Below are 22464 nucleotides of genomic sequence, written 5' to 3' on the forward strand. Positions count from 1 at the left end.
GCCCGACGTCCTGTCGGCCTTCGCGCGCGGCGAGGCGGCGGTCTTGCGCAATCCCGGCGCGGTGCGCCCCTGGCAGCATGTGCTGGAGCCGCTGCACGGCTATCTGCTGGCCGTCCAGGCCTTGGCCGCCTTGCCCAAGGGCGGGTTGCGGGCCTGGAACTTCGGTCCCGACGCCGATGGGGCGCGATCGGTGGGCGCGGTGGCGCGACTGGCGGCGGACGCCTGGGGCGAGGGCGCGCGCCTGGTCGAGCGCATCGATCCGAATGCGCCCCACGAGGCGGGCCTGTTGACCCTGAATTCCGACCTGGCCAAGGCCGAGCTGGGCTGGAGGCCGCGCCTGGATCTGGAGCAGGCGATCGCCCTGACCACGGACTGGTGGCGCCAGGCCCTGGCCGGCGGGGACCTGCGCGCGACAACGCTGGAGCAGATCGACCGTTACGCGCCGGTCAGCGCGCCGGCGGCCTTCAGATAGGCGACCGTGTCGGCGACGATCCGCGTCAACGGAGTCGGATGCTCGCCGCGCTGGAAGAGGGCGCTCTGATAGCGTCGGCCGTCGCCCACATACCAGTCGCCCGCCCCGTCGCTCGGTTCGGGGCGCTCGATCGTCGCATCGGCCCGTTCCAGGGCTTGGCCGACCGCCAAGGCCAGCGCGCCCAGCTCGATGATCTCGCCGCCGCCGATATCGAAGGGCTCGGCCGACTGAGCCTCATCCACCGCCATGTCGAGGATCACCCGCGCCATCTCCGAGACGTGGACGAAGCTCCTGAACACCGGATCCGCAGCGCCGATGGCGATTCGGCCGTGTCGCGACAGGGCCAGGATGAAGTCGCCCAGGGCATAGGCCTCGGCGTGATTGATGAACGGACCCCCGAGATTGAAAATCCGGGGAATCAGCACCGCGCGTCCGGTCCGCCGCGCCCATTCGGCGACGACGTTCTCATGGTCGCGTTTCAGGGCCGCATAGGCGCGGCGAGTCGGAGAACCGGCTTCGGGGCGGGCCGCCGCGCCAGACGAGAATGCGACCAGTCGTCGCGTCCGCCCGGTTTCGGCCAGGGCCAGAACCTGGTCCAGCAGGGCGTCGTTGCGGCGACGCACCTCCGGCGGGTCGCCGCCTTCCACGCGATCGTCGCCGACGATGGCGGCGTGCAGCACCAGCCAATCGCCGTTTCCGAGGCTGGCCAAGGCGTCCAGCGGTTCGGTGCGGACCTGGCGCCCCCCTAGTTTCAGGTCCCGAACGGATGACCCGAACAGTCGCAGGCGGTCAGGCGGGAGGTCGGGACAAGCGGCCAGAACCTGGTCGACCAGGGCCATGCCGACCCAGCCGGAAGCGCCGATGATCGCCACGCAACTGGAAGGATGCGCTAACCATGCGGCGAACTTGCACCTAGGCATTATCGCCGACTCCATTCTAGACAAGGGAACGTAAATCATGGCCGCAGTAGGATAGGCCGCGATTGATATACTAGCCCGCGCTTGAGCCAAGAGCCCTCGCGGCGGCTTCGCGCCACGAAAGGCGACGTGTCGGACGTCGCACGCCGTGCAACAGGACCCGGAACCATGCAGACCGTCGACGCCCCGATGACCAAGGCGATTTCCGTGGAGAACATGGCCACTGAGAGCCTGGCCTCGATCCCGTGGCCGCTGGCCAACAGCCCGTTCGTGATCGCCGAGATCGGCATCAATCACAACGGCGACATGGAAGTGACCAAGGCGCTGATCCGTGCGGCGGCCGATGCCGGCTGCGACGCCGTCAAGTTCCAGAAGCGGACGATCGACATCGTCTACACCCCTGAGGTGCTGGCCGCGCCGCGCCAAAGCCCCTGGGGCGACACCCAGCGCGCCCAAAAGGAAGGTCTTGAGTTCGGCGAGGCCGAATACGACGCCATCGACGCCTATTGCCGCGAACTGGGCCTGGCTTGGTTCGCTTCGGCCTGGGATGTGCCCAGCCAGTCGTTCCTGGCCAAGTACGACCTGCCGTACAACAAGATCGCTTCGGCGATGCTGACCCACCGTCCGTTGGTCGAAGCGATCGCCGCCGAGGGCAAGCTGGTGTTCGCCTCGACCGGCATGTGCACGTTCGAGCAGATCGACACGGCGGTCGAAATCCTGCGGGCCGCGGCCTGTCCGTTCGTGCTGATGCACACGGTTTCGACCTATCCGACCCCGCCCGCCGACCTGAATCTGATGACGATCGACACCCTGCGTCGCCGCTATGGCGCGCCGGTCGGCTACAGCGGCCACGAAGCTTCGGTGGAGCCCAGCCTGGTGGCCGCCATGCTCGGGGCCGTGGCGATCGAGCGCCACATCACCCTGGACCGGACCATGTACGGCTCGGATCAGTCGGCTTCGCTGGAGCCTGATGAGCTGAAGATCCTGGTCTCGCGCCTGCGCGATCTGCGCGAATGGCTGGGCGACGGCGAAAAGCGCATCACGCCGGGCGAGGCCTCGGTCGCCGAGAAGCTGCGCTATTGGTCGGGCGACGCGACCTAGGACTTCCGGGCTACCAAGACTTCCAAGGCGCGCCCTGGGCCCACAGATCTTCGAGGTGGAGCTTCTCGCGCAGCGTGTCCATCGGCTGCCAGAAGCCGTCGTGGCGGAAGGCCCGCAATTGCCCGGCCTTGGCCAGGCGCGCCAACGGAGCCTGTTCGAACACGGTGTCGTCGCCGTCGATGAGGTCGAGGACCTTGGGCGAAAGCACGAAGAACCCGCCATTGATCCGCCCGCCCTCGGCGGAGGGTTTCTCTATGAACCGCTCGACGGCGTCGCCCTTGATCTTCAAGGCGCCGAAGCGGGCGAGGGGGGTGACGGCGGTGACGGTGGCCAGGGCCCCGTGCGCCTCGTGAAAGCGCACCAGAGCACTGATGTCGATGTCGGACAGGCCATCGCCGTAGGTCAGGCAAAAGTACGGATCGTCGGCGATGTAGCGCGCCGCGCGCTTGACCCGGCCACCGGTCATGGTCTCGTCGCCCGTGTCGACCAGGGTGATCGTCCAGGGCTCGGATTGACTATGGTGGACCTTGACCTTGCCGCCCGGCGAAATGGTCAGGTCGGCGTTCTGGTAGGCGTAGTTGAGGAAATATTCTCGGATCTTGTCGCCCAGATAGCCGCAACAGATCACGAAGTCGTTCAGGCCATGGGCGCTGTAGGATTTCATGATGTGCCAGATGATCGGGCGGCCGCCGATTTCGACCATCGGCTTGGGGCGGACCAGCGTCTCCTCGGCGATCCGCGTGCCCTTGCCGCCGGCGAGGATGACGACCTTGATCTTGTTCTTCTGTGTCATACGTCCGCTTCCGACGGGAATCCCTATCGGACACTAGCGAAATCGAAGACCGGCCGCACCTGGACTGTTCAGCGTCGTCAGCGGGCCAGGCGCGCTCCAGCGCACGTTGATCGCAAGCCTCATCCGCCGTCTATCGACCGAAGCGGCGGGCCTGGCCTGTCGGCGGCGGGGTCATGGGCCGGCGTCGGTCAAATAGCTTCGCCATAAAGCGGAACCAAAGATTTGCCGCTGCGTTGGACCCGTTCGGGGGGTCATGGGAACCGGTCTAGGGCGCCGAGGCGTTGACGCTTCAGGGCCCGGATCGTCTTCCCGCTAGCGCCGCCCACGTAAGATCAAAGTGATTTCGACGTGGAGTATTCCAATGCCGGCGGCACAGTCCAAGACGCAGCAGCGCGGGCTCGACAACCACCAGCTTCTGGCCGCTTTGCGCGCCTTTCGACGCGGCGACTTCTCTGTGCGTTTGCCCACCGATCTGTCCGGCCTGGACGGTGAACTGGCCGAAGCCTTCAACGACGCCGTCAATCTGAACGATCAAATCTCAAAAGAGTTCGAACGTCTCGGCGATGTGGTCGGCAAGCAGGGCAAGATCAATCATCGCGCCCGTCTGCCGGGCGCGACCGGTTCGTGGGCGGCCAGCGTCGATGCGGTCAACAACCTGATCACCGACATGGTCCACCCGACCGCCGAAATGGCCCGGGTGATCGGCGCCACCGCCAAGGGCGACCTTAGCCAGACCATGGACCTGGAGAACGAGGAGCGCCCGCTGCGCGGCGAGTTCCTGCGCATCGGCAAGGTCGTGAACACCATGGTGGGCCAGTTGGGCTCGTTCGCCTCGGAAGTGACCCGCGTGGCCCGCGAGGTGGGCACCGAGGGCAAGCTGGGTGGTCAGGCTCAGGTGAAGGGCGTGGCCGGCACCTGGAAGGACCTCACCGACAACGTCAACCTGATGGCCGCCAACCTGACCGGTCAGGTCCGCAACATCGCCGAGGTGACCACCGCCGTCGCCAACGGCGACTTGAGCCGCAAGATCACCGTGGACGTGAAGGGCGAGGTGCTGGAGCTGAAGAACACCATCAACACCATGGTGGACCAGCTCAACAGCTTCGCCTCGGAAGTGACGCGGGTGGCGCGGGAAGTCGGCACCGAAGGCAAGCTGGGCGGCCAGGCCCGCGTGGAAGGCGTGGCCGGCACCTGGAAGGACCTGACCGACAACGTCAACCTGATGGCCGGCAACCTGACCGGTCAGGTCCGCAACATCGCCGAGGTGACCACCGCCGTCGCCATGGGCGACTTGTCCAAGAAGATCACCGTCGACGTGAAGGGCGAGGTGCTGGAGCTGAAGAACACCATCAACGTCATGGTGGACCAGCTGAACGCCTTCGCCTCGGAAGTGACGCGCGTGGCCCGCGAAGTCGGCACCGAAGGCAAGCTGGGCGGCCAGGCCAACGTCACCGGCGTGGGCGGCACCTGGAAGGAGCTGACCGACAACGTCAACCTGATGGCGGGCAACCTGACCGGCCAGGTCCGCAACATCGCCGAGGTGACCACCGCCGTCGCCATGGGCGACCTTTCCAAGAAGATCACCGTCGACGTGCGCGGCGAAATCCTGGAACTGAAGAACACCATCAACGTCATGGTGGACCAGCTGAACGGTTTCGCCTCGGAAGTGACCCGCGTGGCGCGGGAAGTCGGCACCGAGGGCAAGCTGGGCGGCCAGGCTCAGGTCAAGGGGGTGGCCGGCACCTGGAAGGAGCTGACCGACAACGTCAACCTGATGGCCGGAAACCTGACCGGCCAGGTGCGGAACATCGCCGAGGTGACCACCGCCGTCGCCATGGGCGACTTGTCCAAGAAGATCACCGTCGACGTGCGCGGCGAGATCCTGGAGCTGAAGAACACCATCAACGTCATGGTGGACCAGCTGAACTCGTTCTCGTCGGAAGTGACCCGCGTGGCGCGCGAAGTCGGCACAGAAGGCAAGCTGGGCGGTCAGGCGCAGGTCAAGGGCGTGGCGGGCACCTGGAAGGACCTGACCGACAACGTCAACTTCATGGCGGCCAACCTGACCGGCCAGGTCCGTAACATCGCCGACGTCACCACCGCCGTGGCCAAGGGCGACCTCTCCAAGAAGATCACCGTCGACGTGAAGGGCGAGATCCTGGAGCTGAAGTCGACCATCAACGTCATGGTGGACCAGCTGAACGGCTTCGCCTCGGAAGTGACCCGCGTGGCCCGCGAAGTCGGCACCGAAGGCAAGCTGGGCGGTCAGGCTCAGGTGCCCGGCGTGGCCGGCACCTGGAAGGACCTGACCGACAACGTCAACATGATGGCCGCCAACCTGACCGGCCAGGTTCGTAACATCGCCGACGTCGTCACCGCGGTCGCCCAGGGCAACCTGAAGCGCAAGTTGACCCTGGACGCCAAGGGCGAGATCGCCTCGCTGGCCGACACCATCAACGGCATGATCGAGACCCTGGCCACCTTCGCCGACCAGGTGACCAACGTGGCCCGCGAAGTGGGTTCGGAAGGCAAGCTGGGCGGCCAGGCGCGGGTGCCCGGCGCCGCGGGCCTGTGGCGCGACCTGACCGACAACGTCAACGAACTGGCCGCCAACCTGACCACCCAGGTCCGCGCCATCGCCGAGGTGTCCACCGCCGTGACCAAGGGCGACCTGACGCGGTCGATCACCGTGGAAGCGTCGGGGGAAGTCGCCGCCCTGAAGGACAACATCAACGAGATGATCCGCAATCTGAAGGATCAGACGTTGAAGAACACCGAGCAGGACTGGCTGAAGACCAACCTGGCGCGGTTCAGCCGCATGCTGCAGGGCGAGCGCGACCTGTCCACCGTGTCGAACCTGGTGCTGTCGGAACTGGCCCCGCTGATCAACGCCCAACACGGGGTGTTCTACGTTTCCGATCACGACGTGAACGGCGAGCCGGTGCTGAACCTGGCCGCCAGCTACGCTTCCAATCCTGGCGACCGCCCCCCGGCGCGACTGCGCCAACGCGAGGGCCTGATCGGCCAGTGCGCGGCCGAACGCCAGCGCATCCTGCTGACCAACGTCCCGTCCGAATACGTCAAGATCAGTTCTGGCCTGGGCGAGGCCGCGCCGCAGAACATCATCGTCCTGCCCGCCCTGTTCGAAGGCGAGTTGAAGGCGGTGATCGAACTGGCCACCTTCGGCGTCTTCAACGAGACCCAGCAGGCCTTCCTCGACCAGCTGATGGAATCCATCGGCATCGTGCTCTCGACCATCGCCGCCAACATGCGGACCGAGGGCCTGCTCGAGCAGTCCCAACTGCTGACCTCCGAGCTCCAGGCCCAGCAGGAAGAGCTGAAGAAGACCAACGACCGCCTGGAACTGCAGGCCGCGTCTCTGCGCCAATCGGAAGAACTGCTGCGCTCCAAGCAGGACGAACTGCAGCAGACCAACGCCGAGCTGGAGGACAAGGCGGTCCTGCTGTCTGCCCAGAACCAGCAGGTGGAGGCCAAGAACACCGAGGTCGAGCAGGCCAAGGCGGCGCTGGAGGAAAAGGCCGAACAGCTGGCCCTGACCTCGAAGTACAAGTCCGAGTTCCTGGCCAATATGAGCCACGAGCTGCGCACGCCGCTCAACAGCCTGCTGATCCTGTCCAAGATGCTCAGCGAGAACTCGCAGGGCAATCTGAGCGCCAAACAGGTGGAGTTCGCCCGCAACATCCACAGCGCCGGCGCCGATCTGCTGGGCCTGATCAACGACATCCTGGACCTGTCGAAGATCGAAAGCGGCACGGTCACCCTCGACATCGGCGAGATGTCGTTCGCGTCCCTGCGCGACCAGACCGACCGCACCTTCGCCCAGCTGGCCCAGGACAAGAAGCTGGACTTCTTCATCAACATCGACCCGGCCCTGCCGCGCTCGATGTACACCGACGACAAGCGCCTGCAGCAGGTGATCAAGAACCTGCTGTCCAACGCCTTCAAGTTCACCCAGGCCGGTTCGGTGCGCCTGACCATCGCCAGGGCCGAAGACGGCTGGGCGGCGGGCAACGACCACCTCAACAAGGCCGGTCAGGTGCTGGCCTTCTCGGTCGAGGACACCGGCATCGGCATTCCCGAAGATAAGCAACGGATCATCTTCGAGGCCTTCCAGCAGGCCGACGGCACCACCAGCCGCAAGTACGGCGGCACGGGGCTGGGCCTGTCGATCAGCCGCGAGATCACCCGCCTGTTGGGCGGCGAGCTGCGGGTCGTCTCGACGCCGGGGCAGGGCAGCATCTTCACCCTCTACCTGCCGCTGAACTTCAGCCCGGCGGCGCAGCCCCAGCCGTCCCAGCCGCTGCGTCCCGCCACCTCGATGGTCCAGACCTTCCGTCTGTCGACGATGGAGACCGGATCAACCGAATCCGCCGAGACCGTGGCCGACGACCGTGAGCAGATCGAGCCGGGCGATGCGGTGATCCTGATCGTCGAGGATGACACCCGTTTCGCCTCGATCCTGCTGTCGCTGGTGCATGACAGCGGCTTCAAGGGGGTGGTCACCGGCGAAGGCTCGGCCGTGCCGTCCCTGGCCCGACGCTTCGCGCCCGACGCCATCATGCTGGACATCGGCCTGCCCGACATGGACGGCCTGGCCCTGCTGGACCTGCTCAAGCGCACGCCCGACACCCGCCACATCCCGGTTCAGGTGATCTCGGCCGACGACCACGGCGGCTTGGGCCTGTCGATGGGCGCTTTCGGTTTCACCAGCAAGCCGGTGGAGCGCGAGGCGGTGGCCTCGACGCTGGAGAAGGTCAAGAAACTGGTGGCCGAGACCGGCCGCGCGCCGATCCTGGTCGGCGGAGAGGGTCAGGCGGCCGACACGCTGCGTGAGACCATCGGCGCGGTGAAGGTGGTGGCGGCCCTGTCGGAACTGCCGGACGAGGCCTTCACCGAAGAAGGCGGCTGCCTGGTGATCGACGTGGGCCCAGGTCCGGTCGGCCCCCATATCGACACCCTCAAGCAGCGCGGCGCGGCTTCGGGCGTGGCCGTGCTCTATGCGCCCGAGGAGCTGGATCCCGAGGAAGACCGCCGGCTGCGGCTGGCGGTGTTCTCCGGCCTGGCGCGCCTGGCCCGCACGCCGGAGCAGTTGATCGACCACGTCACCATGTCGCTGCACGCGCCCCTGGACCGCCTGTCGACGCCGGCCAAGGCGATGATCGCTCACAGCCGCCACGCCGACGCCGTCCTGACGGGTCTGACCGCGGTGGTGATCGACGACGACATCCGTAACATCTTCTCCCTGGCCAGCGCCCTGGAGGAGTACGGCATCGAGCTGCGCTACGCCGAAAGCGGCCGCGAAGGTTTGGAGCTGCTCGACAGCCTGCCTGCGGTGGATATGGTATTGGTCGACATCATGATGCCCGACATGGATGGCTATGAGACCATGCGCGAAATCCGGGCCCGACCGAGGTTCTCCGACCTGCCGGTGATCGCCGTCACCGCCAAGGCGATGAAGGGCGACCGCCAGAAGTGCATTCAGGCGGGCGCGTCGGACTATGTGTCCAAGCCCGTGGACATCGATCAGCTGATCTCGGTCCTGCGGGTTTCGGTCCAGCGCACCGACGCCCAGCGGCTGGCCGGCGACAATGTCATCACCATCCATAACACCGCCGCCGCGCAATGACGGTGCCTGCGGTAAAGCATCAGGCGGTTCCGCCGCCCGAGGATCGACTCCGGACCAGGATCCTGATCGTCGACGACGATGAGCGTAACGCCTTCGCCGCGGTTCAGGCGTTGGAAACCCTCGGCCAGGAGCTGGTGGTCGCCCGGTCGGGCGAGGAGGCCTTGCGTCATCTGCTGACCGACGACTTCGCGGTGATCCTTCTGGACCTGCACATGCCGGGCATGGACGGCTACGAGACGGCCGAACTGATCCGTCAGCGCCGCCGCAACCGCGATGTGCCCATCGTCTTCCTGACGGCGGTGTTTCGCGACGAGGCCCACATCTTCAAGGCCTATTCGGCCGGGGCCGTCGATGTGGTGTTCAAGCCGGTCGATCCGTTCATCCTGCGGTCCAAGGTGCAGGTGCTGGTCGACCTGCACATCAAGACCCTCGAACTGGAGCAGCAGTCGGAAAGCCGTCGGCTGCTGATCGAGGAGAACGCCCGCATCCATGCCGAGAAGCTGGCCGCCGAACGGACCCTGCGCCGCACTCAGGAGCGCCAGGAGGCGATCCTTCGCGCCCTGCCGGTGGTCTTCCATTCGCGCGCCGCCGACGCGCCCTACGAGCCGCTTTTCGTCGGCGGCAATGTGATCGAGCTGACCGGCTTCACCGCCGAGGATTTCCTCGCCTCGGCCGAATTCGGCATCAGCCGGGTTCATCCCGACGACGTCGACATCGTCGTCCGCGCCCAGGCCGAGGCCCGAAAGTCGGGCGTCTACGCCTGTGAATACCGATGGCAGTGCGCCGACGGCTCCTATCGGTCGTTGATCGATCAGGGCGTGTTGGCCATGGACGAGGAGAGCGGGCGCCAGGTGGTGCTGGGCACTTTGCTGGACAACACCGAGCGTCGGGGCCTCGAGGAGCAGTTGAGCCACGCCCGCAAGATGGAGGCTGTGGGCCAGCTGACCGGCGGGGTCGCCCACGACTTCAACAATCTGCTGACCGTGGTCCTGGGCAATATCGAGCTGATCAAGCGCCGGACCGGCGAGCAGCACGAGCTGTCGCGCCAGATCGACGCCGTGCGCCTGGCCGCCGAGAAGGGCGGGGCGCTGACCCGCCAACTGCTGGCCTTCTCGCGCCGCCAGCGCCTGAACCCGCTGACGGTCGATCTGAACGTCCTGATCGCCGATTTCGCGCCGCTGCTGCGCCAGGCGGTCGGTGAGGCGGTGAGCATCGATCTCAGCCTGGCGGCCGAGCCGCTGCCGGCCCACCTGGACGCCGCGCAATTCGAGAGCGCCTTGCTCAATCTGGCCGTCAACGCTCGCGACGCCATGGAGGGCGGCGGCGTCCTGTCGGTCGAGACCAAGACCGTCGACGGGGACGACCCCAAGATCCTGGTGACCGTGCGCGACACCGGCCAGGGCATGGACGCCGGCGTGGCCTCGCGCATCTTCGAGCCGTTCTTCACGACCAAGGAGATCGGCAAGGGCTCGGGACTGGGGCTGTCTCAGGTCTACGGTTTCGTGCGGCAGTCCGGCGGCGAGGTGAAGGTGAACAGCGCGCCAGGCCAGGGCGCGGAGTTCGAAATCTATCTGCCGCAGAGCCAGGCGGCGCTCAGTCAGCGCGGCGTCAGCGACGAGACCGCCGAGGCGGCGCGCGGCGCCGAGCGGGTCCTGGTTGTTGAGGACGATCCGGCGGTCCTGGCCATGGCCGTCGAGACCCTGGAGGGCTTGGGCTATCAGGTCACCACCGCCGAAACGGCGGCGGCGGCCCTGAAGCGCCTGAAGGGGCGCAAGGCGTTTGACCTGCTGTTTTCCGACGTGGTCATGCCTGGCGGCGTCAACGGCGTCGAACTGGCCCATGCCGCGCTCAAAGTGCGGCCCGGCCTCAAGGTCCTTCTGACCTCGGGCTATGTGGGCGACGAGGCCGCATCCTGGGCCAACGAATTTCCGATGATCGACAAGCCCTATCTGGGTCCGGCCCTGGCGGCCAAGATCCGCGAAGTGCTCGACGCCCGGGTTCCGACGACCCAGCAGCCCAAGCGCCGACGGGGGTAGCTTTCGGCGCGCGACGGCTTGTCGCCGCGCCAACAGGGGCCATCTGAGAAGCGCGGCCGCACCGGTAGGGGCGGCCTTTGTTTTCGGAGCCGACCATGAGCGACCTCTCAGCCTTCCCGATCACCCAGCGTTGGCCCGCCCAGCACCCTGACCGGCTGCAGCTCTACAGCCTGCCCACGCCGAACGGGGTCAAGGTGTCGATCATGCTGGAAGAGATCGGTCTGCCGTACGAGCCGCACATGATCGACATCGGCCAGAACCAGACCTGGACACCGGAATTCCTGTCGCTGAACCCGAACGGCAAAATCCCGGCCATCATCGATCCGGACGGTCCGGGCGGCAAACCGTTCGGACTGTTCGAGTCCGGCGCGATCCTGGTTTATCTGGCCGAGAAGACCGGCAAGTTCCTGCCCAAGGACCCCGCGCGGCGCTATGAGACCCTGGCCTGGGTGTTCTTCCAGATGGCCGCTATCGGCCCGATGTTCGGCCAGGTCGGTTTCTTCCACAAGTTCGCCGGCCGCGAATACGAGGACAAGCGTCCCCGCGACCGCTATGTCGCCGAGGCTAAGCGCCTGCTGGGCGTTCTGGAGACGCGGCTGGCCGATCGCACCTGGATCATGGGCGACGAGTACACCATCGCCGACATCGCCACCCTGGGCTGGGTGCGTAATCTCAATGGCTTCTACGAGGCCGGCGAACTGGTCGACTATGGCAGCCTCAAGCACGTGCCGGCTTGGCTGGAGCGCGGCTTGGCCCGTCCAGCGGTCCAGCGCGGCCTGGAGATTCCCAAGCGTCCCTAGATTGAGCGCGGGTCGGGTTCGACGGTCTTTCGACCCGCGTTCACTTTTTATTCTCCGCGCCGCTTGAACCGGACGGGGGGAACACTCAAGTTGCTTGTTCGTTGAGCTCATCGGGGCCGAAAGCTCCCCGACGTAGGGCGGCCAGGAGAGCGCATGAGTCCCGACGACACCCCCGCACGGGAGGCCACAGAGGCCCGCGCCATCGCCCTCGTCGATCGCTATCTGACGGTCCGGCGGCGCACGGAAGCCCTGGCCAAGCCCCTCTCGCCCGAGGACCAGGGCGCGCAGTCCATGCCGGACGCCAGCCCGGTCAAGTGGCATCGGGCCCACACGGCCTGGTTCTTCGAGGCGTTCCTTCTGACGCCGTTCCTGCCGGGCTATCGGGTGTTCGATCCGGCCTTCGCCTATTTGTTCAATTCCTATTACGAGGCTGTCGGCCCTCGCCAACCGCGGCCCCTGCGTGGCCTGATCACCCGCCCGTCGGCCGACGAGGTCGGCGCCTATCGCGTCCATGTCGACGCGGCCATGGTCCGCCTGCTGACCACGGCGCCCACCGCCGAGGTGATCGAGCGCCTGTACCTGGGCCTGGCCCACGAGGAGCAGCACCAGGAACTGATCCTGATGGACCTGCTGCACCTGTTCGCCCAGTCGCCGCTGCAGCCGGCCTATCGTGAGACGGCGCCGTTGGAGCGTCCGCCCGTCGCCGGCCCCCGCTACCTGGCTTTCGAGGGCGGACTGGTCGAGATCGGCGACGACGGCCGGGGCTTCGCCTTCGACAATGAGCGGCCGCGCCACAAGGTCCATCTGGAGCCCTACCGCCTGGCCGATCGGCTGGTGACCAACGGCGAATGGCTGGCCTTCATCGAGGACGGCGGCTATCGCCGGGCCGACCTATGGCTCTCCGACGGCTGGGCGACCGTCAACGCCGAGGCCTGGGAGGCGCCGCTCTACTGGCGGCGGGAAGAGAACGGCGCCTGGTCGGTCATGACCCTTTCAGGGCGGCGTCCGGTCGATCCTCATGCGCCCGTGGGGCATGTCAGCTATTACGAGGCCGCCGCCTTCGCCGCCTGGTGCGGTCGCCGGCTGCCGACCGAGGCGGAGTGGGAAGCCGCCGTCACGGCGGCGGACGGCCAGGGACTGCGCCAGGCATCCGACGAGGCCTGGCAATGGACCGCAAGCCCCTATGTCGCCTATCCGGGCTTCAGGCCGGGCGCCGGCGCGCTGGGCGAGTACAACGGCAAGTTCATGATCAACCAGATGGTCCTGCGGGGCGGGGCGGCCGAGAGCCCGCCTGGTCACACGCGGCCCTCCTATCGCAATTTTTTCCACCCAGCCCAGCGCTGGGCCTTCACGGGGGTACGCTTGGCCGACGATATTGGCACGCTGGATCGCGAGGCGGCGACGCCGATCTCGACCTTCCTCGAAGACGCGCTGGCGGGCCTGACGGCCCCGCGCAAAACGCTTCCAGCCAAGTACTTCTACGACGCCGAGGGCTCGCGCCTGTTCGAGGCCATCTGCGAGTTGCCGGAATATTATCCCACCCGCACCGAGACGGGGCTGCTGCGCCGCATCGCCCCCGAGATCGCCGCCCGGGTGATGGAGGGCGCGGCCCTGGTCGAGTTCGGCAGCGGGGCCAGCACCAAGACCCGGCTCCTGCTCGACGCCATGCCGCAACTGGCCGTCTATGTGCCTATCGACATCAGCCGGTCGGCGCTGGACGAGGCGAGCGAGGCGTTGCGCCGTGACTATCCGGGCTTGATCGTCGCCCCGCTGGTCGACGACTTCACCCGGGCCGTGCGCCTGCCGGCGGCGGCGAGGGGACGGCCGGTGACCGGCTTCTTCCCGGGCTCGACCATCGGCAATTTCGCGCCGGCAGAGGCGGAGGCGTTCCTGCGCGGCGCTCACGAGCTGCTCGGTGACGGCGCGATGTTCGTGGTCGGTGTGGACATCGCCAAGAGCCCGGACGTCCTGGTGCCCGCCTATGACGACGCCCAAGGCGTCACGGCGGCGTTCAACAAGAACGTGCTGGCGCGGATCAACAGGGAACTGGGCGGAGATTTCGATCTTGAGGCGTTCAGTCACCGCGCGATCTGGAACATCGACGAAAGCCGCATGGAGATGCACCTGGTCAGCCGCGTCGATCAGACGGCTCACCTGGCCGGGCACGAAATCTTCTTCAAGGCGGGTGAGACGATCCACACCGAGAATTCGTACAAATACACTGTGGAAATGTTCGTGGAGCTGGCCCGCCGGGCGGGCTGGAAGGTCGCGGCGCGCTGGGTCAGCGACAGCCCGAGCTTCGGCGTCTTCGCCCTGGCCGGCTGAGGCGGGCGGCGCTCATATCGTAGAGCTGCCGCGGCCCCAAACCCTCGAAGGGGGGAGGGGCCGCGGCGCGCTTTATCTCAGGCGTCGCGCCCGGGAATACGTCCGCCGCCACGCGACGAGGAACCGCCCTTGCGGCCCGCGTTGGCCGCGAGGTCGCGATCCTTGGCGAAGCTGCGCTTTTCACTGGGAACACTGGCTCCCCCTTTACGTGCGATCTCGCGGCGACGTTCGGGGTCCATGGCGGCGAAGCCTCGGCGGCCGCGGGGCCGTTCGGTGTCGAGGTCCATAGGTTGCTCCTAATCGGGACTGGTCACGGGGGGGAACGGCGCGGGAGCAGCGTCATAGGGCCGGTCGTCGCCTGGGCTCACCGGTGGCTCGCGCATCGGCTCCTCCTCGGGCGTGGAGCCCGGGTCGTAGTCCGGTTGCGGCGGCTCGATCGGCGGGGGGGCGTCGGGGTCCGTCATGGCGTCCTTCCACGTGTTCCAGTGAAGTAACCGGTGAAGTCGCGTTCGGTTCACCCGCCAGGTGAGACAAAATTGCAGAATTTGGTGGTAAGCCTCGGACGCGCAAGGCGAACGGCATGACCCAGACCCGACCGAAAAAAACCGAAAGCGTAGCAATATCGCGCCATTGGCGGCTATGGGCCGCCGGTTTGGCCGGCCTCTTCGGCTGGCTCGCGGCGCGCCACTTAAATACTCCGGTCAGCACGCATATCCTGCTCGGCTGGGACGCCTGCGCGCTGCTCTATGTGACGACCACCTGGCATCTCTTCCTGACGGCCGACGAGGCCGAAGTGCGTCGACGGGCCGCCGCTGAAGACGAAAGGCCGTCGCAGATCCTGCTGATCGTGCTGGCCGCGATCCTGTCGAGCCTGGTCGCGGTTGTGGCCGCGATGCTGCATGCGAAGGCGGAAGGACCGGCCATCAAGGCGATCACCGCGGCCTGCGCGGGCGTCACCCTGTTGCTGTCCTGGGTGGTTCTGCACTCGGTGTTCACGTTGCACTACGCCCATCGCCACTTCGGCGACGGAACGGGCAAGCCAGGTTTTCTGTTCCCCGGCGAGCCGGCCAAGACCTATCTCGACTTCGTCTATCTGGCCTTCAGCATCGGCGCGACGTTCCAGGTGTCGGATAACAACGTGCTGACGGCGCGGCTGCGCAATCTCGTCACCGCCCAGGCGGTCTGCGCCTATTTCTACAACACCGCCGTCCTGGCCTTGGGGATCAACATCATCGCCGGGCTGGTGAGCTAGGGCGCGGGCCTTCCAGTCGGGCCTGGAGCGGGGTCCGCGGCAGACTATCCAGGCGCAGCCAGCCGTCGCCGTCGGCGTCAAGCAGGGCGAAGCGGGCCTTGGCCGCCTTGGCCGCCTCGGCGCGGGTGATGCGGCGGTCGAAGTCGCCGTCGGACGCCATGACCGGTTGCGGCTCGGCCAGCAGACCATAGGGCGTGGCGCCTTGCAGCATGCCGCCCATCGGTCCGCCGCGGCGTCGCCCGCCTCCACGCCCCCCTTGACCCTTCGAGCCGCCTCGCTCGCGCAGGCCGTGGCCTTCGCCGCCCTGGAAGCCCTGCAGGATCTCGGGCGCGACCTGGGTCTCGTAGGTCGAGACTTCGAAACCGTCGATGACGCCGCTGTGGTCGCCGTCGATCCTGTCGAAGAACCGAAGGGCGTCGGCCACGAACTCGTCGCGCGACAGGCCGCCGTCATGGTCGCCGTCCGCGCCGGCGAACCAGGCGGCGACAGGGTAGGGCGCGCCGGGCTCGGCGCGGAACGGCTCGCCCGCCGGGCTGATGAACAGGCTGCGGCGTGGCTGGCGCGGCGGTCCGCCTTCCTCGCCCTCGCCGGGGGGGCGGGGACGCGGCGCCTTGCCCCAATCGCCGCGCGGACCATCCTGCGGCGGGCCCGACGCGCAAGCGTTCAGACACAGGGCGGCGAACATCAGGATACAGGCGGCGCGCAGGCGGGTGAGAGTTTGCATGGCTTTGATCAACCCCGTCCGCGTGTCCGGCGTATGGCGCAGCTCTTGCGCGCCCGCAACAAACCGCAAACGGATCGACGGAAAACTAGAATGGCAGTTCGACCCGGACGCGCAGTCCGCCTTCGGGGCGGTTATGCAAGGTGGCGTCGCCACCGTGCGCGCGGGCCACCGACCGGACCACGGCCAAGCCCAAGCCGATGCCGCCGGTCTCGCGATTGCGCGAAGGCTCGCTGCGGAAGAACGGCTCGAACACGCGATCCAGTTCAGCCGGAGCGATGCCGGGGCCGTTGTCGTCGATCTCGATCACAGCCAGGCGACCCTCGGCGCGGACCCGGCCCTGCACGGCGCCCCCGTACTTGAGACCGTTTTCCACCAGGTTGGTGAGCAGGCGGCGAAGCGCGACGGGATCGCCGTCGATGATGATCTTCTCGCCCAGTTCGACGGACGCCTGGCCGCCCGTCTCGGCCGCTTCGTCGATGACGCTCTCCAGCAGCGAGGCCAGTTCCAGCTTGGTGCGCTCGGCAGGCCGGCTGGTGTCGCGCACGAACGCCAGGGTGGCGGCGATCATCGCCTCCATCTGATCGATGTCGGACGCCAGCTTGACGCGGACGTCGTCGGGCACGGCCTCGATCCGGAACCGCAGGCGGGTCAGGGGCGTGCGCAAGTCGTGAGCCACCGCGCCGATCATCGCCGTTCGGTCCTCGACATAGCGGCGCAGGCGTTCCTGCATCATGTTGAAGGCGTTGGCGGCGGCGATCACCTCGGCCGAGCCCTTCAGGGCCAGCGGCGCGGCGCGGGGGTCACGGCCAAGACGCTCGGCGGCGCCGGCGAAGGCGCTGATCGGTCCCGATAGACGACGGGCGAACAACCAGGCCAGGGGCGCCACGCACAGCACCGAGAGGGCCAGGATCAGCAGGATTCGCTGCTGCCACGTGTCGAAGCGGAAGGCCGGCTTGGGTTCGACAACGGTCCATTGCCCGTCATCCTGGTGGATGGCCAGCTTGAAATCACCGAAGATGAACGGCTCGTCTCTTGGTCCCTCGATATTGATCGGACGAGGACCGCCACGGCGTTCCGACCGCTCGCGCGAGCCGCCGAAGCCTTCTGGTGGAGGACCGGCCGGCCCGTTGGCGGCGCCTGGGCCCGGGCCGCGGCCGCGGCCTTCCGGACCCGCTTCGCGAGGTGGACGGCCTTGGTTCAGCGTTCGTTTCTGGGCGCGGACAAAGAATTTCGGCCCTGTGTCGAGGTCCATTTCGATGCGCGCGGGGTCAATGCCGACCTCACGGGCCAGGGCGGTCTTGAACTCGGCGCGGCGGCGATTGTCCACCAGACCCCGGATGGGGCCGACGTGGCGGCGGATGATCAGGGCGCGGCCATCGCGTGGCTGCACCGTCACGTCGGTCTTCAAGGCGCGCGCGATCTCGCTCAGCCGGTAGATCTCCGGCGGCGGCGGGGGCAGGGTGAAGACCACCGCAATAGCGATCAACTGCGCCGCGACCAGGGTCACGATCACCAGGCCCAGAGCCTGGATGAACAGCGGAGCGCTGCCGGGGCCCTTCAGCCGCGCGCTGTCGGTCATGGCGTACGGGTGACCTTGGATGTGAACATGTAGCCTTCGCTGCGGATGGTGCGGATCAGTTCGCCGCCGCCGCCGTCGTCGAGCTTGCGGCGCAGCCGGCTGATCTGAACGTCGATGGCGCGGTCATAGGCGTCGCTTTCACGGCCTCGGGCCAGGTCCAGCAGCTGGTCGCGGGTCAGCACGCGTTGCGGGCGTTCGACGAAGGCGCGCAGCAGCGAGAACTCGCCGCTCGACAGATTGACCACCACCGACTGGGGCGAGCGAAGTTCGCGGCGGACCAGGTCCAGACGCCAGCCGGCGAACTCGCAGGCTGCGCCCATGCCGTCGTCGACCGTGCGCGGCTCTTGCCGACGGCGCAGCACGGCCCGGATACGGGCCAGCAATTCGCGTGGATTGCACGGCTTGGGCAGGTAGTCGTCGGCGCCCAGCTCAAGCCCGACGATGCGGTCTGTCTCCTCGCCCATGGCCGACAGCATGATGATCGCGGGGCCGTCGGCGGCCGACAGGCGGCGGCAGATGGCCAGGCCGTCCTCGCCGGGCAGCATGACGTCCAGCACCACCAGGTCGACCGGGCCGCGCGCCAAGGCCTGTTCCATGGTCCGGGAGTCGGACGCGGTGTCGATGCTGTAGCCATGGCGGCCCAGGAACTCGGACACGACGTCGCGAATGCCGGGATCGTCATCGACGATCAGGACGCGCGCGCCGCGCGCGGGATCAGTGTTCGGGCCCGGCGTGGAGGCGGCGGGGGAGTTCGAGGCGGGCGTCATCGCGGGATCTTGCGAACTTTCCATGAGTTGCTCTTTCCACGCCCCTGTCTCCAGCAGATTTCACGGCTGCAACAGGGACGCAACCCGCGCATGCGACCAATCCTCGCGTCCCATGGCAGGAACAGGGCGGTTTGCTGTCATCCCGGCGAGCTGTTGACCGGCGCCGCGTAGTCCTTGCCTTGGATGTTCATCGCCTCGATCGCCAGGTCGCTGACGAACGGGTTGGACCGCCGCTCGGCCCCGAAGGTCGACATCGGACCGTGGCCCGGCACGAACCGGACGTCGTCGCCCAGCGGCCACAGCTTGCCGGTGATGGCGTCCAGCAGGTCCTGATGGTTGCCGCGCGGAAAGTCGGTGCGACCGATCGAGCCTTGGAACAATACGTCCCCGACCTGGGCGAAGCGCGCCTGGCGGTGGAAGAAGATCACGTGGCCCGGCGTGTGGCCGGGGCAGTGCAGCACCTCGAACTGGGTTTCGCCCAGGGTGACCACGTCGCCGTCGTCCAGCCAGCGGTCGGTGACGAAGATGCGGGCTTCGGGGATGCCGTAGCGCTCGCCGGTCGACTGGATCTGGTCGATCCAGAACTGGTCGTCCTTGTGCGGTCCTTCGATCGGCACGCCGGTCAGGCGCTTGAGCTCGGCCGCGCCGCCGGCGTGGTCCATGTGGCCGTGGGTGATCCAGATCTTCTCCAGGGTCAGGCCCTGGTCGTCCAAGGCCTTCATCAGGCGCGGCACCTCGCCGCCCGGATCGATGATCGCGGCCTTCTTGGTCTTGGCGCACCAGACGATCGTGCAGTTCTGCTGCAGCGGCGTGACCGGCGCGATGACGGCGCGGATCGGCATGTCGGACATGCGAGGCGGGCTCCAAAACGAAAACGGGCGGGAACCGAGGTTCCCGCCCGTCTGACCTAAGCCCTTGGGCCTGAAGATCAAGCGCGTTGCTTACTTGCGCTCTTCCGGGGTGCCGGGAGCCGGAGCGCCGGGCATCGAGGCGACGCCGGTGCCGGGCGCGTTGGCGTCCAGCTCCGGAACATTGAAAACACCGCGGCCGACGTGGCTCTTGCGGAAGCCGTAGGCGAAATAGATCAGCAGGCCCAGAGCGCCCCAGATCGGCAGCACCAGGATCGATTCCAGCGGCAGGTTGAAATAGAGGAAGGCGCAGCCGGCCAGGGCGATCGGGGCCACGAGCCAGATCGCCGGCGTCTTGAACGGACGCGGACGGTTGGGATCCTTCACCCGCAGCACCATCACCGCGATCGCCACCATGAAGAAGGCGAACAGCGTGCCGGAGTTGGAGATGTCGGCCAACTGACCGACCGGGAAGAAGGCGGCGGCGAGCGCCACGAACAGGCCGGTGGCGATCGTGACGATGTGCGGGGTCTTCCACTTGGGGTGGATGGAGGCCAGCTTCTCGGGCAGCAGGCCGTCGCGGGCCATGACGAAGAAGATGCGGGTCTGGCCGTAGATCATCATCAGGATGACCGAGGGCAGGGCCAGGTTGGCGGCCATGCCCAGCAGATAGCCGGCGAGCGGGAAGTTGACCTGACGCAGGACGTGGGCCAGGGCCTCGTTCGAGCAGACCAGGCGGTCGGCGTTCGAAGCCAGGCCGCAGGCCGTTTGGAAGGCGGCCGAACCAGGGGTCACCGCTTCGCCCGCCGCGCCGATGACAGGTTGGGCGCCGATGGCGCCGACCGCGCCGGCGGCGACCAGCAGGTAGAAGACGGTGCAGATGCCGAGGCTGCCGATCAGGCCGATGGGCACGTTGCGCTGCGGGTTCTTGGTTTCTTCAGCGGCGGTCGAGACCGCGTCGAAGCCGACATAAGCGAAGAAGATCGAGGCCGCGGCGCCGAACACGCCCATGCCCGTCGTGCCTTCCGGGCCGAACCAGCCGTTGGGCGCGAAGGGCGTGAAGTTGCCGCTCTTCATCACGGGAAGGGTCAGAATGACGAAGACGGTCAGCGCGGTGACCTTGATCGCCACCAGGAAGGCGTTGACGCGGGCGCTTTCCGTCGTGCCGATGACCAGCAGGGCCGTCACGGCCAGGGCCACCACGATGGCCGGGATGTTGACGACCCCATGGCTGAAGTCGGCGACCGGCACGAAGCCGTTCAGCGACCAGGCGGGACCGGCTCGCAATGCGTCGGGCCAGTGGAAGTTGAGGGCGTGCTCGATCATGCCGAGGAAATAGCCCGACCAGCCCACCGACACGGCGCTGGCGGCCACGGCGTATTCCAGGATCAGCGCCCAGCCGACCATCCAGGCCAGAAGTTCGCCCATCACGGCGTAGGTGTAGGTGTAGGCCGAGCCCGACACCGGCACCATGGAAGCCAGTTCCGAATAGCAGAGCGCGGCGAAGGCGCAGACGGCGCCGGCGATCACGAAGCTCAGCATCATGCCCGGGCCGGCTTTTTGGGAGGCCGCGGCGGTCAGGACGAAGATGCCCGTGCCGATGATCGCGCCCACGCCCAGGAGGGTGAGCTGAATGGGACCGAGCGAGCGATGCAGCGACTTCTTCTCGGCCGTTGCCAGAATCGCATCCAGTGACTTAACGCGCCACATATTTCCTCCAGAGGACCCGCGGCTCCCCCCGGGGGCCGCGTAGATAAATTTTGCGGACCGTGGCCCGGTTAACGGGACGCGGTCAAGGCAAAGCGATGGGCGTGCGTAATTGTTCGCCCCTCTGTGCGCAATACGGGCCATGGCGTGCCGGGCGGATGTTGCGACGCAGCACGCTTCCTAGCCGTTGCTGCCTCCCGGTTAGGCGGCCCGCTTGGCGATTTGGCCGCCCGCCGTTAAACCCGCCGGGTGACCCTTCCCATCCACGAGGCCCTGCCGGCCCTGAAGGCGGCTTTGAGCGCGCGCGAGGCCGCCGTGCTGGTCGCGCCGCCCGGCGCGGGCAAGACCACGGTTGTGCCCCTGGCCCTGCTGGACGAGTCGTGGGTCGCCGGCGGCAAGATCGTCATGCTGGAGCCTCGGCGCCTGGCGGCGCGGGCCGCCGCCTCGCGCATGGCCCAGAGCCTGGGCGAAAGCGTCGGCGAGACGGTGGGTTTCCGGGTGCGCCTTCAATCGAAGGTCTCGGCCAGGACCCGGGTCGAGGTCGTGACCGAGGGCGTGTTCACCCGGATGATCCTGGACGATCCGGGTCTGGACGGCGTGGCGGCGGTGATCTTCGACGAGTTCCACGAGCGCAGCCTCGACGCCGACCTGGGCCTGGCCCTGGCCCGCGACGCCCAGGGGCTGGTGCGCGAGGACCTGAAGATCCTGGTGATGTCGGCCACGCTGGACGGCGCGCGGATCTCGACCCTGTTGGGCGAGGCGCCGGTGGTCGAGAGCCAGGGGCGGATGTTCCCGGTCGACACCCGCTATCTGGGCCGCGATGAACGCCAGCGTCTGGAGGAGCGGGTGGTCCGCGCCGTCGAGCGGGCCTTGGCCGAGGAGGGGGGCAGCCTGCTGGTCTTCCTGCCGGGCCAGGGCGAGATCCGCCGCACCGAGACCCTGCTGCGCGACCGTCTGCGCCGACCCGAAGTCGATGTCGCGCCGCTGTATGGCGCGCTGGAGCCCGCCGAGCAGGACCGCGCGGTGGCTCCCGCTCAGCCTGGCCGGCGCAAGGTGGTGCTGGCGACTTCGATCGCCGAGACCAGCCTGACCATCGAGGGCGTGCGGGTGGTGATCGACTGCGGCCTGGCCCGCGTGCCGCGTTTCGATCCGTCCAGCGGCCTGACCCGTCTGGAGACCGTCCGCGTCAGCCGCGCCGCCGCCGACCAGCGCCGGGGCCGAGCCGGCCGCACCGAGCCGGGCGTCTGCTACCGCCTGTGGGACGAACCCGAAACCCGCGCCTTGCCGGCCTTCGCACGACCGGAAATCCTTGAGGCCGATCTGTCGAACCTGGCCTTGAACCTGGCCCGCTGGGGCGCGCGCGACGCCAATGACCTGGCCTTCCTCGACAAGCCGCCGTCCGCCGCCTTCACCGAGGCGCGGACCCTGCTCAACCGCCTGCAGGCCCTGGACGGGCAGGGCGGGCTGACCGCCCACGGCCGGGCCCTGGACGACAT

The 22464-nt window shown here is 67.5% G+C and carries 15 protein-coding genes and 1 pseudogene; 8 read left to right on the top strand and 8 right to left on the bottom strand.

The window, feature by feature from the left end:
* A pseudogene (locus WAL33_RS02390) lies at window positions 1-472 on the top strand (CDP-glucose 4,6-dehydratase); the annotation flags it as partial.
* Here the strand turns inward: WAL33_RS02390 and WAL33_RS02395 are convergent.
* Window positions 436-1344: an NAD-dependent epimerase/dehydratase family protein gene (locus WAL33_RS02395; RefSeq protein ID WP_422178121.1), complete on the bottom strand. Its 909-nt coding sequence runs from the start codon at window positions 1342-1344 to the stop codon at window positions 436-438. The pseudogene WAL33_RS02390 and the gene WAL33_RS02395 overlap by 37 nt on opposite strands.
* Before the next feature lie 213 nt (window positions 1345-1557).
* Here WAL33_RS02395 and WAL33_RS02400 point away from each other — a divergent pair, with 213 nt between their 5' ends.
* Window positions 1558-2490 (top strand): N-acetylneuraminate synthase family protein, encoded by a 933-nt coding sequence (locus WAL33_RS02400; protein ID WP_422178123.1) that lies wholly within the window; start codon window positions 1558-1560, stop codon window positions 2488-2490.
* Window positions 2491-2500: 10 nt separating this feature from the next.
* Here WAL33_RS02400 and rfbF read toward each other — a convergent pair whose 3' ends face one another.
* A complete protein-coding gene (gene rfbF / locus WAL33_RS02405; protein WP_422178125.1) occupies window positions 2501-3283 on the bottom strand; it encodes a glucose-1-phosphate cytidylyltransferase in 783 nt (260 codons plus the stop codon).
* Between the two features lie 361 nt (window positions 3284-3644).
* On the opposite strand from rfbF, the gene WAL33_RS02410 reads away from it, so the two are divergent.
* From WAL33_RS02410 to egtB, 4 genes are all read left to right on the top strand, one after another.
* Window positions 3645-8930, top strand: a complete 5286-nt coding sequence (locus WAL33_RS02410; RefSeq protein WP_422178127.1) for a HAMP domain-containing protein — start codon at window positions 3645-3647, stop codon at window positions 8928-8930.
* Complete coding sequence (locus tag WAL33_RS02415; RefSeq protein ID WP_422178129.1) at window positions 8927-10966, top strand: response regulator; 2040 nt, start codon at window positions 8927-8929, stop codon at window positions 10964-10966. The genes WAL33_RS02410 and WAL33_RS02415 overlap by 4 nt, the downstream gene beginning before the upstream one ends.
* A 95-nt stretch (window positions 10967-11061) precedes the next feature.
* Window positions 11062-11766 (top strand): glutathione S-transferase N-terminal domain-containing protein, encoded by a 705-nt coding sequence (locus WAL33_RS02420; RefSeq protein ID WP_422178131.1) that lies wholly within the window; start codon window positions 11062-11064, stop codon window positions 11764-11766.
* A gap of 153 nt (window positions 11767-11919) precedes the next feature.
* Window positions 11920-14091 (top strand): ergothioneine biosynthesis protein EgtB, encoded by a 2172-nt coding sequence (gene egtB, locus WAL33_RS02425; protein WP_422178133.1) that lies wholly within the window; start codon window positions 11920-11922, stop codon window positions 14089-14091.
* Window positions 14092-14168: 77 nt separating this feature from the next.
* On the opposite strand, the gene WAL33_RS02430 is transcribed toward egtB, so the two are convergent.
* A complete protein-coding gene (locus WAL33_RS02430) occupies window positions 14169-14378 on the bottom strand; it encodes a KGG domain-containing protein (protein ID WP_056753767.1) in 210 nt (69 codons plus the stop codon).
* 293 nt (window positions 14379-14671) lie between these two features.
* Here WAL33_RS02430 and WAL33_RS02435 point away from each other — a divergent pair, with 293 nt between their 5' ends.
* Window positions 14672-15343: a DUF1345 domain-containing protein gene (locus WAL33_RS02435; protein ID WP_422178135.1), complete on the top strand. Its 672-nt coding sequence runs from the start codon at window positions 14672-14674 to the stop codon at window positions 15341-15343.
* On the opposite strand, the gene WAL33_RS02440 is transcribed toward WAL33_RS02435, so the two are convergent.
* The 5 genes from WAL33_RS02440 to WAL33_RS02460 all read right to left on the bottom strand — a co-directional run bounded on the left by WAL33_RS02440 (window position 15321) and on the right by WAL33_RS02460 (window position 20971).
* Window positions 15321-16067, bottom strand: a complete 747-nt coding sequence (locus tag WAL33_RS02440) for a hypothetical protein (protein ID WP_422178137.1) — start codon at window positions 16065-16067, stop codon at window positions 15321-15323. The genes WAL33_RS02435 and WAL33_RS02440 overlap by 23 nt on opposite strands.
* Before the next feature lie 85 nt (window positions 16068-16152).
* A complete protein-coding gene (locus WAL33_RS02445) occupies window positions 16153-17646 on the bottom strand; it encodes an ATP-binding protein (RefSeq protein ID WP_422178139.1) in 1494 nt (497 codons plus the stop codon).
* The gene (locus tag WAL33_RS02450) at window positions 17643-18413 is read right to left on the bottom strand and encodes a response regulator (RefSeq protein ID WP_422178147.1); all 771 of its coding nucleotides are present in this window, start codon (window positions 18411-18413) and stop codon (window positions 17643-17645) included. The genes WAL33_RS02445 and WAL33_RS02450 overlap by 4 nt, the downstream gene beginning before the upstream one ends.
* Before the next feature lie 137 nt (window positions 18414-18550).
* A complete protein-coding gene (locus WAL33_RS02455; RefSeq protein WP_422178141.1) occupies window positions 18551-19264 on the bottom strand; it encodes an MBL fold metallo-hydrolase in 714 nt (237 codons plus the stop codon).
* Between the two features lie 90 nt (window positions 19265-19354).
* On the bottom strand, window positions 19355-20971 hold the full coding sequence (locus WAL33_RS02460; protein ID WP_422178143.1) for an amino acid permease: 1617 nt from the start codon (window positions 20969-20971) through the stop codon (window positions 19355-19357).
* A gap of 246 nt (window positions 20972-21217) precedes the next feature.
* Here WAL33_RS02460 and hrpB point away from each other — a divergent pair.
* On the top strand, window positions 21218-22464 hold a 1247-nt coding region (hrpB, locus tag WAL33_RS02465; protein WP_422178145.1), incomplete at its 3' end, for an ATP-dependent helicase HrpB.

The organism is Caulobacter sp., assembly GCF_049283275.1.
GTDB lineage: Bacteria > Pseudomonadota > Alphaproteobacteria > Caulobacterales > Caulobacteraceae > Caulobacter.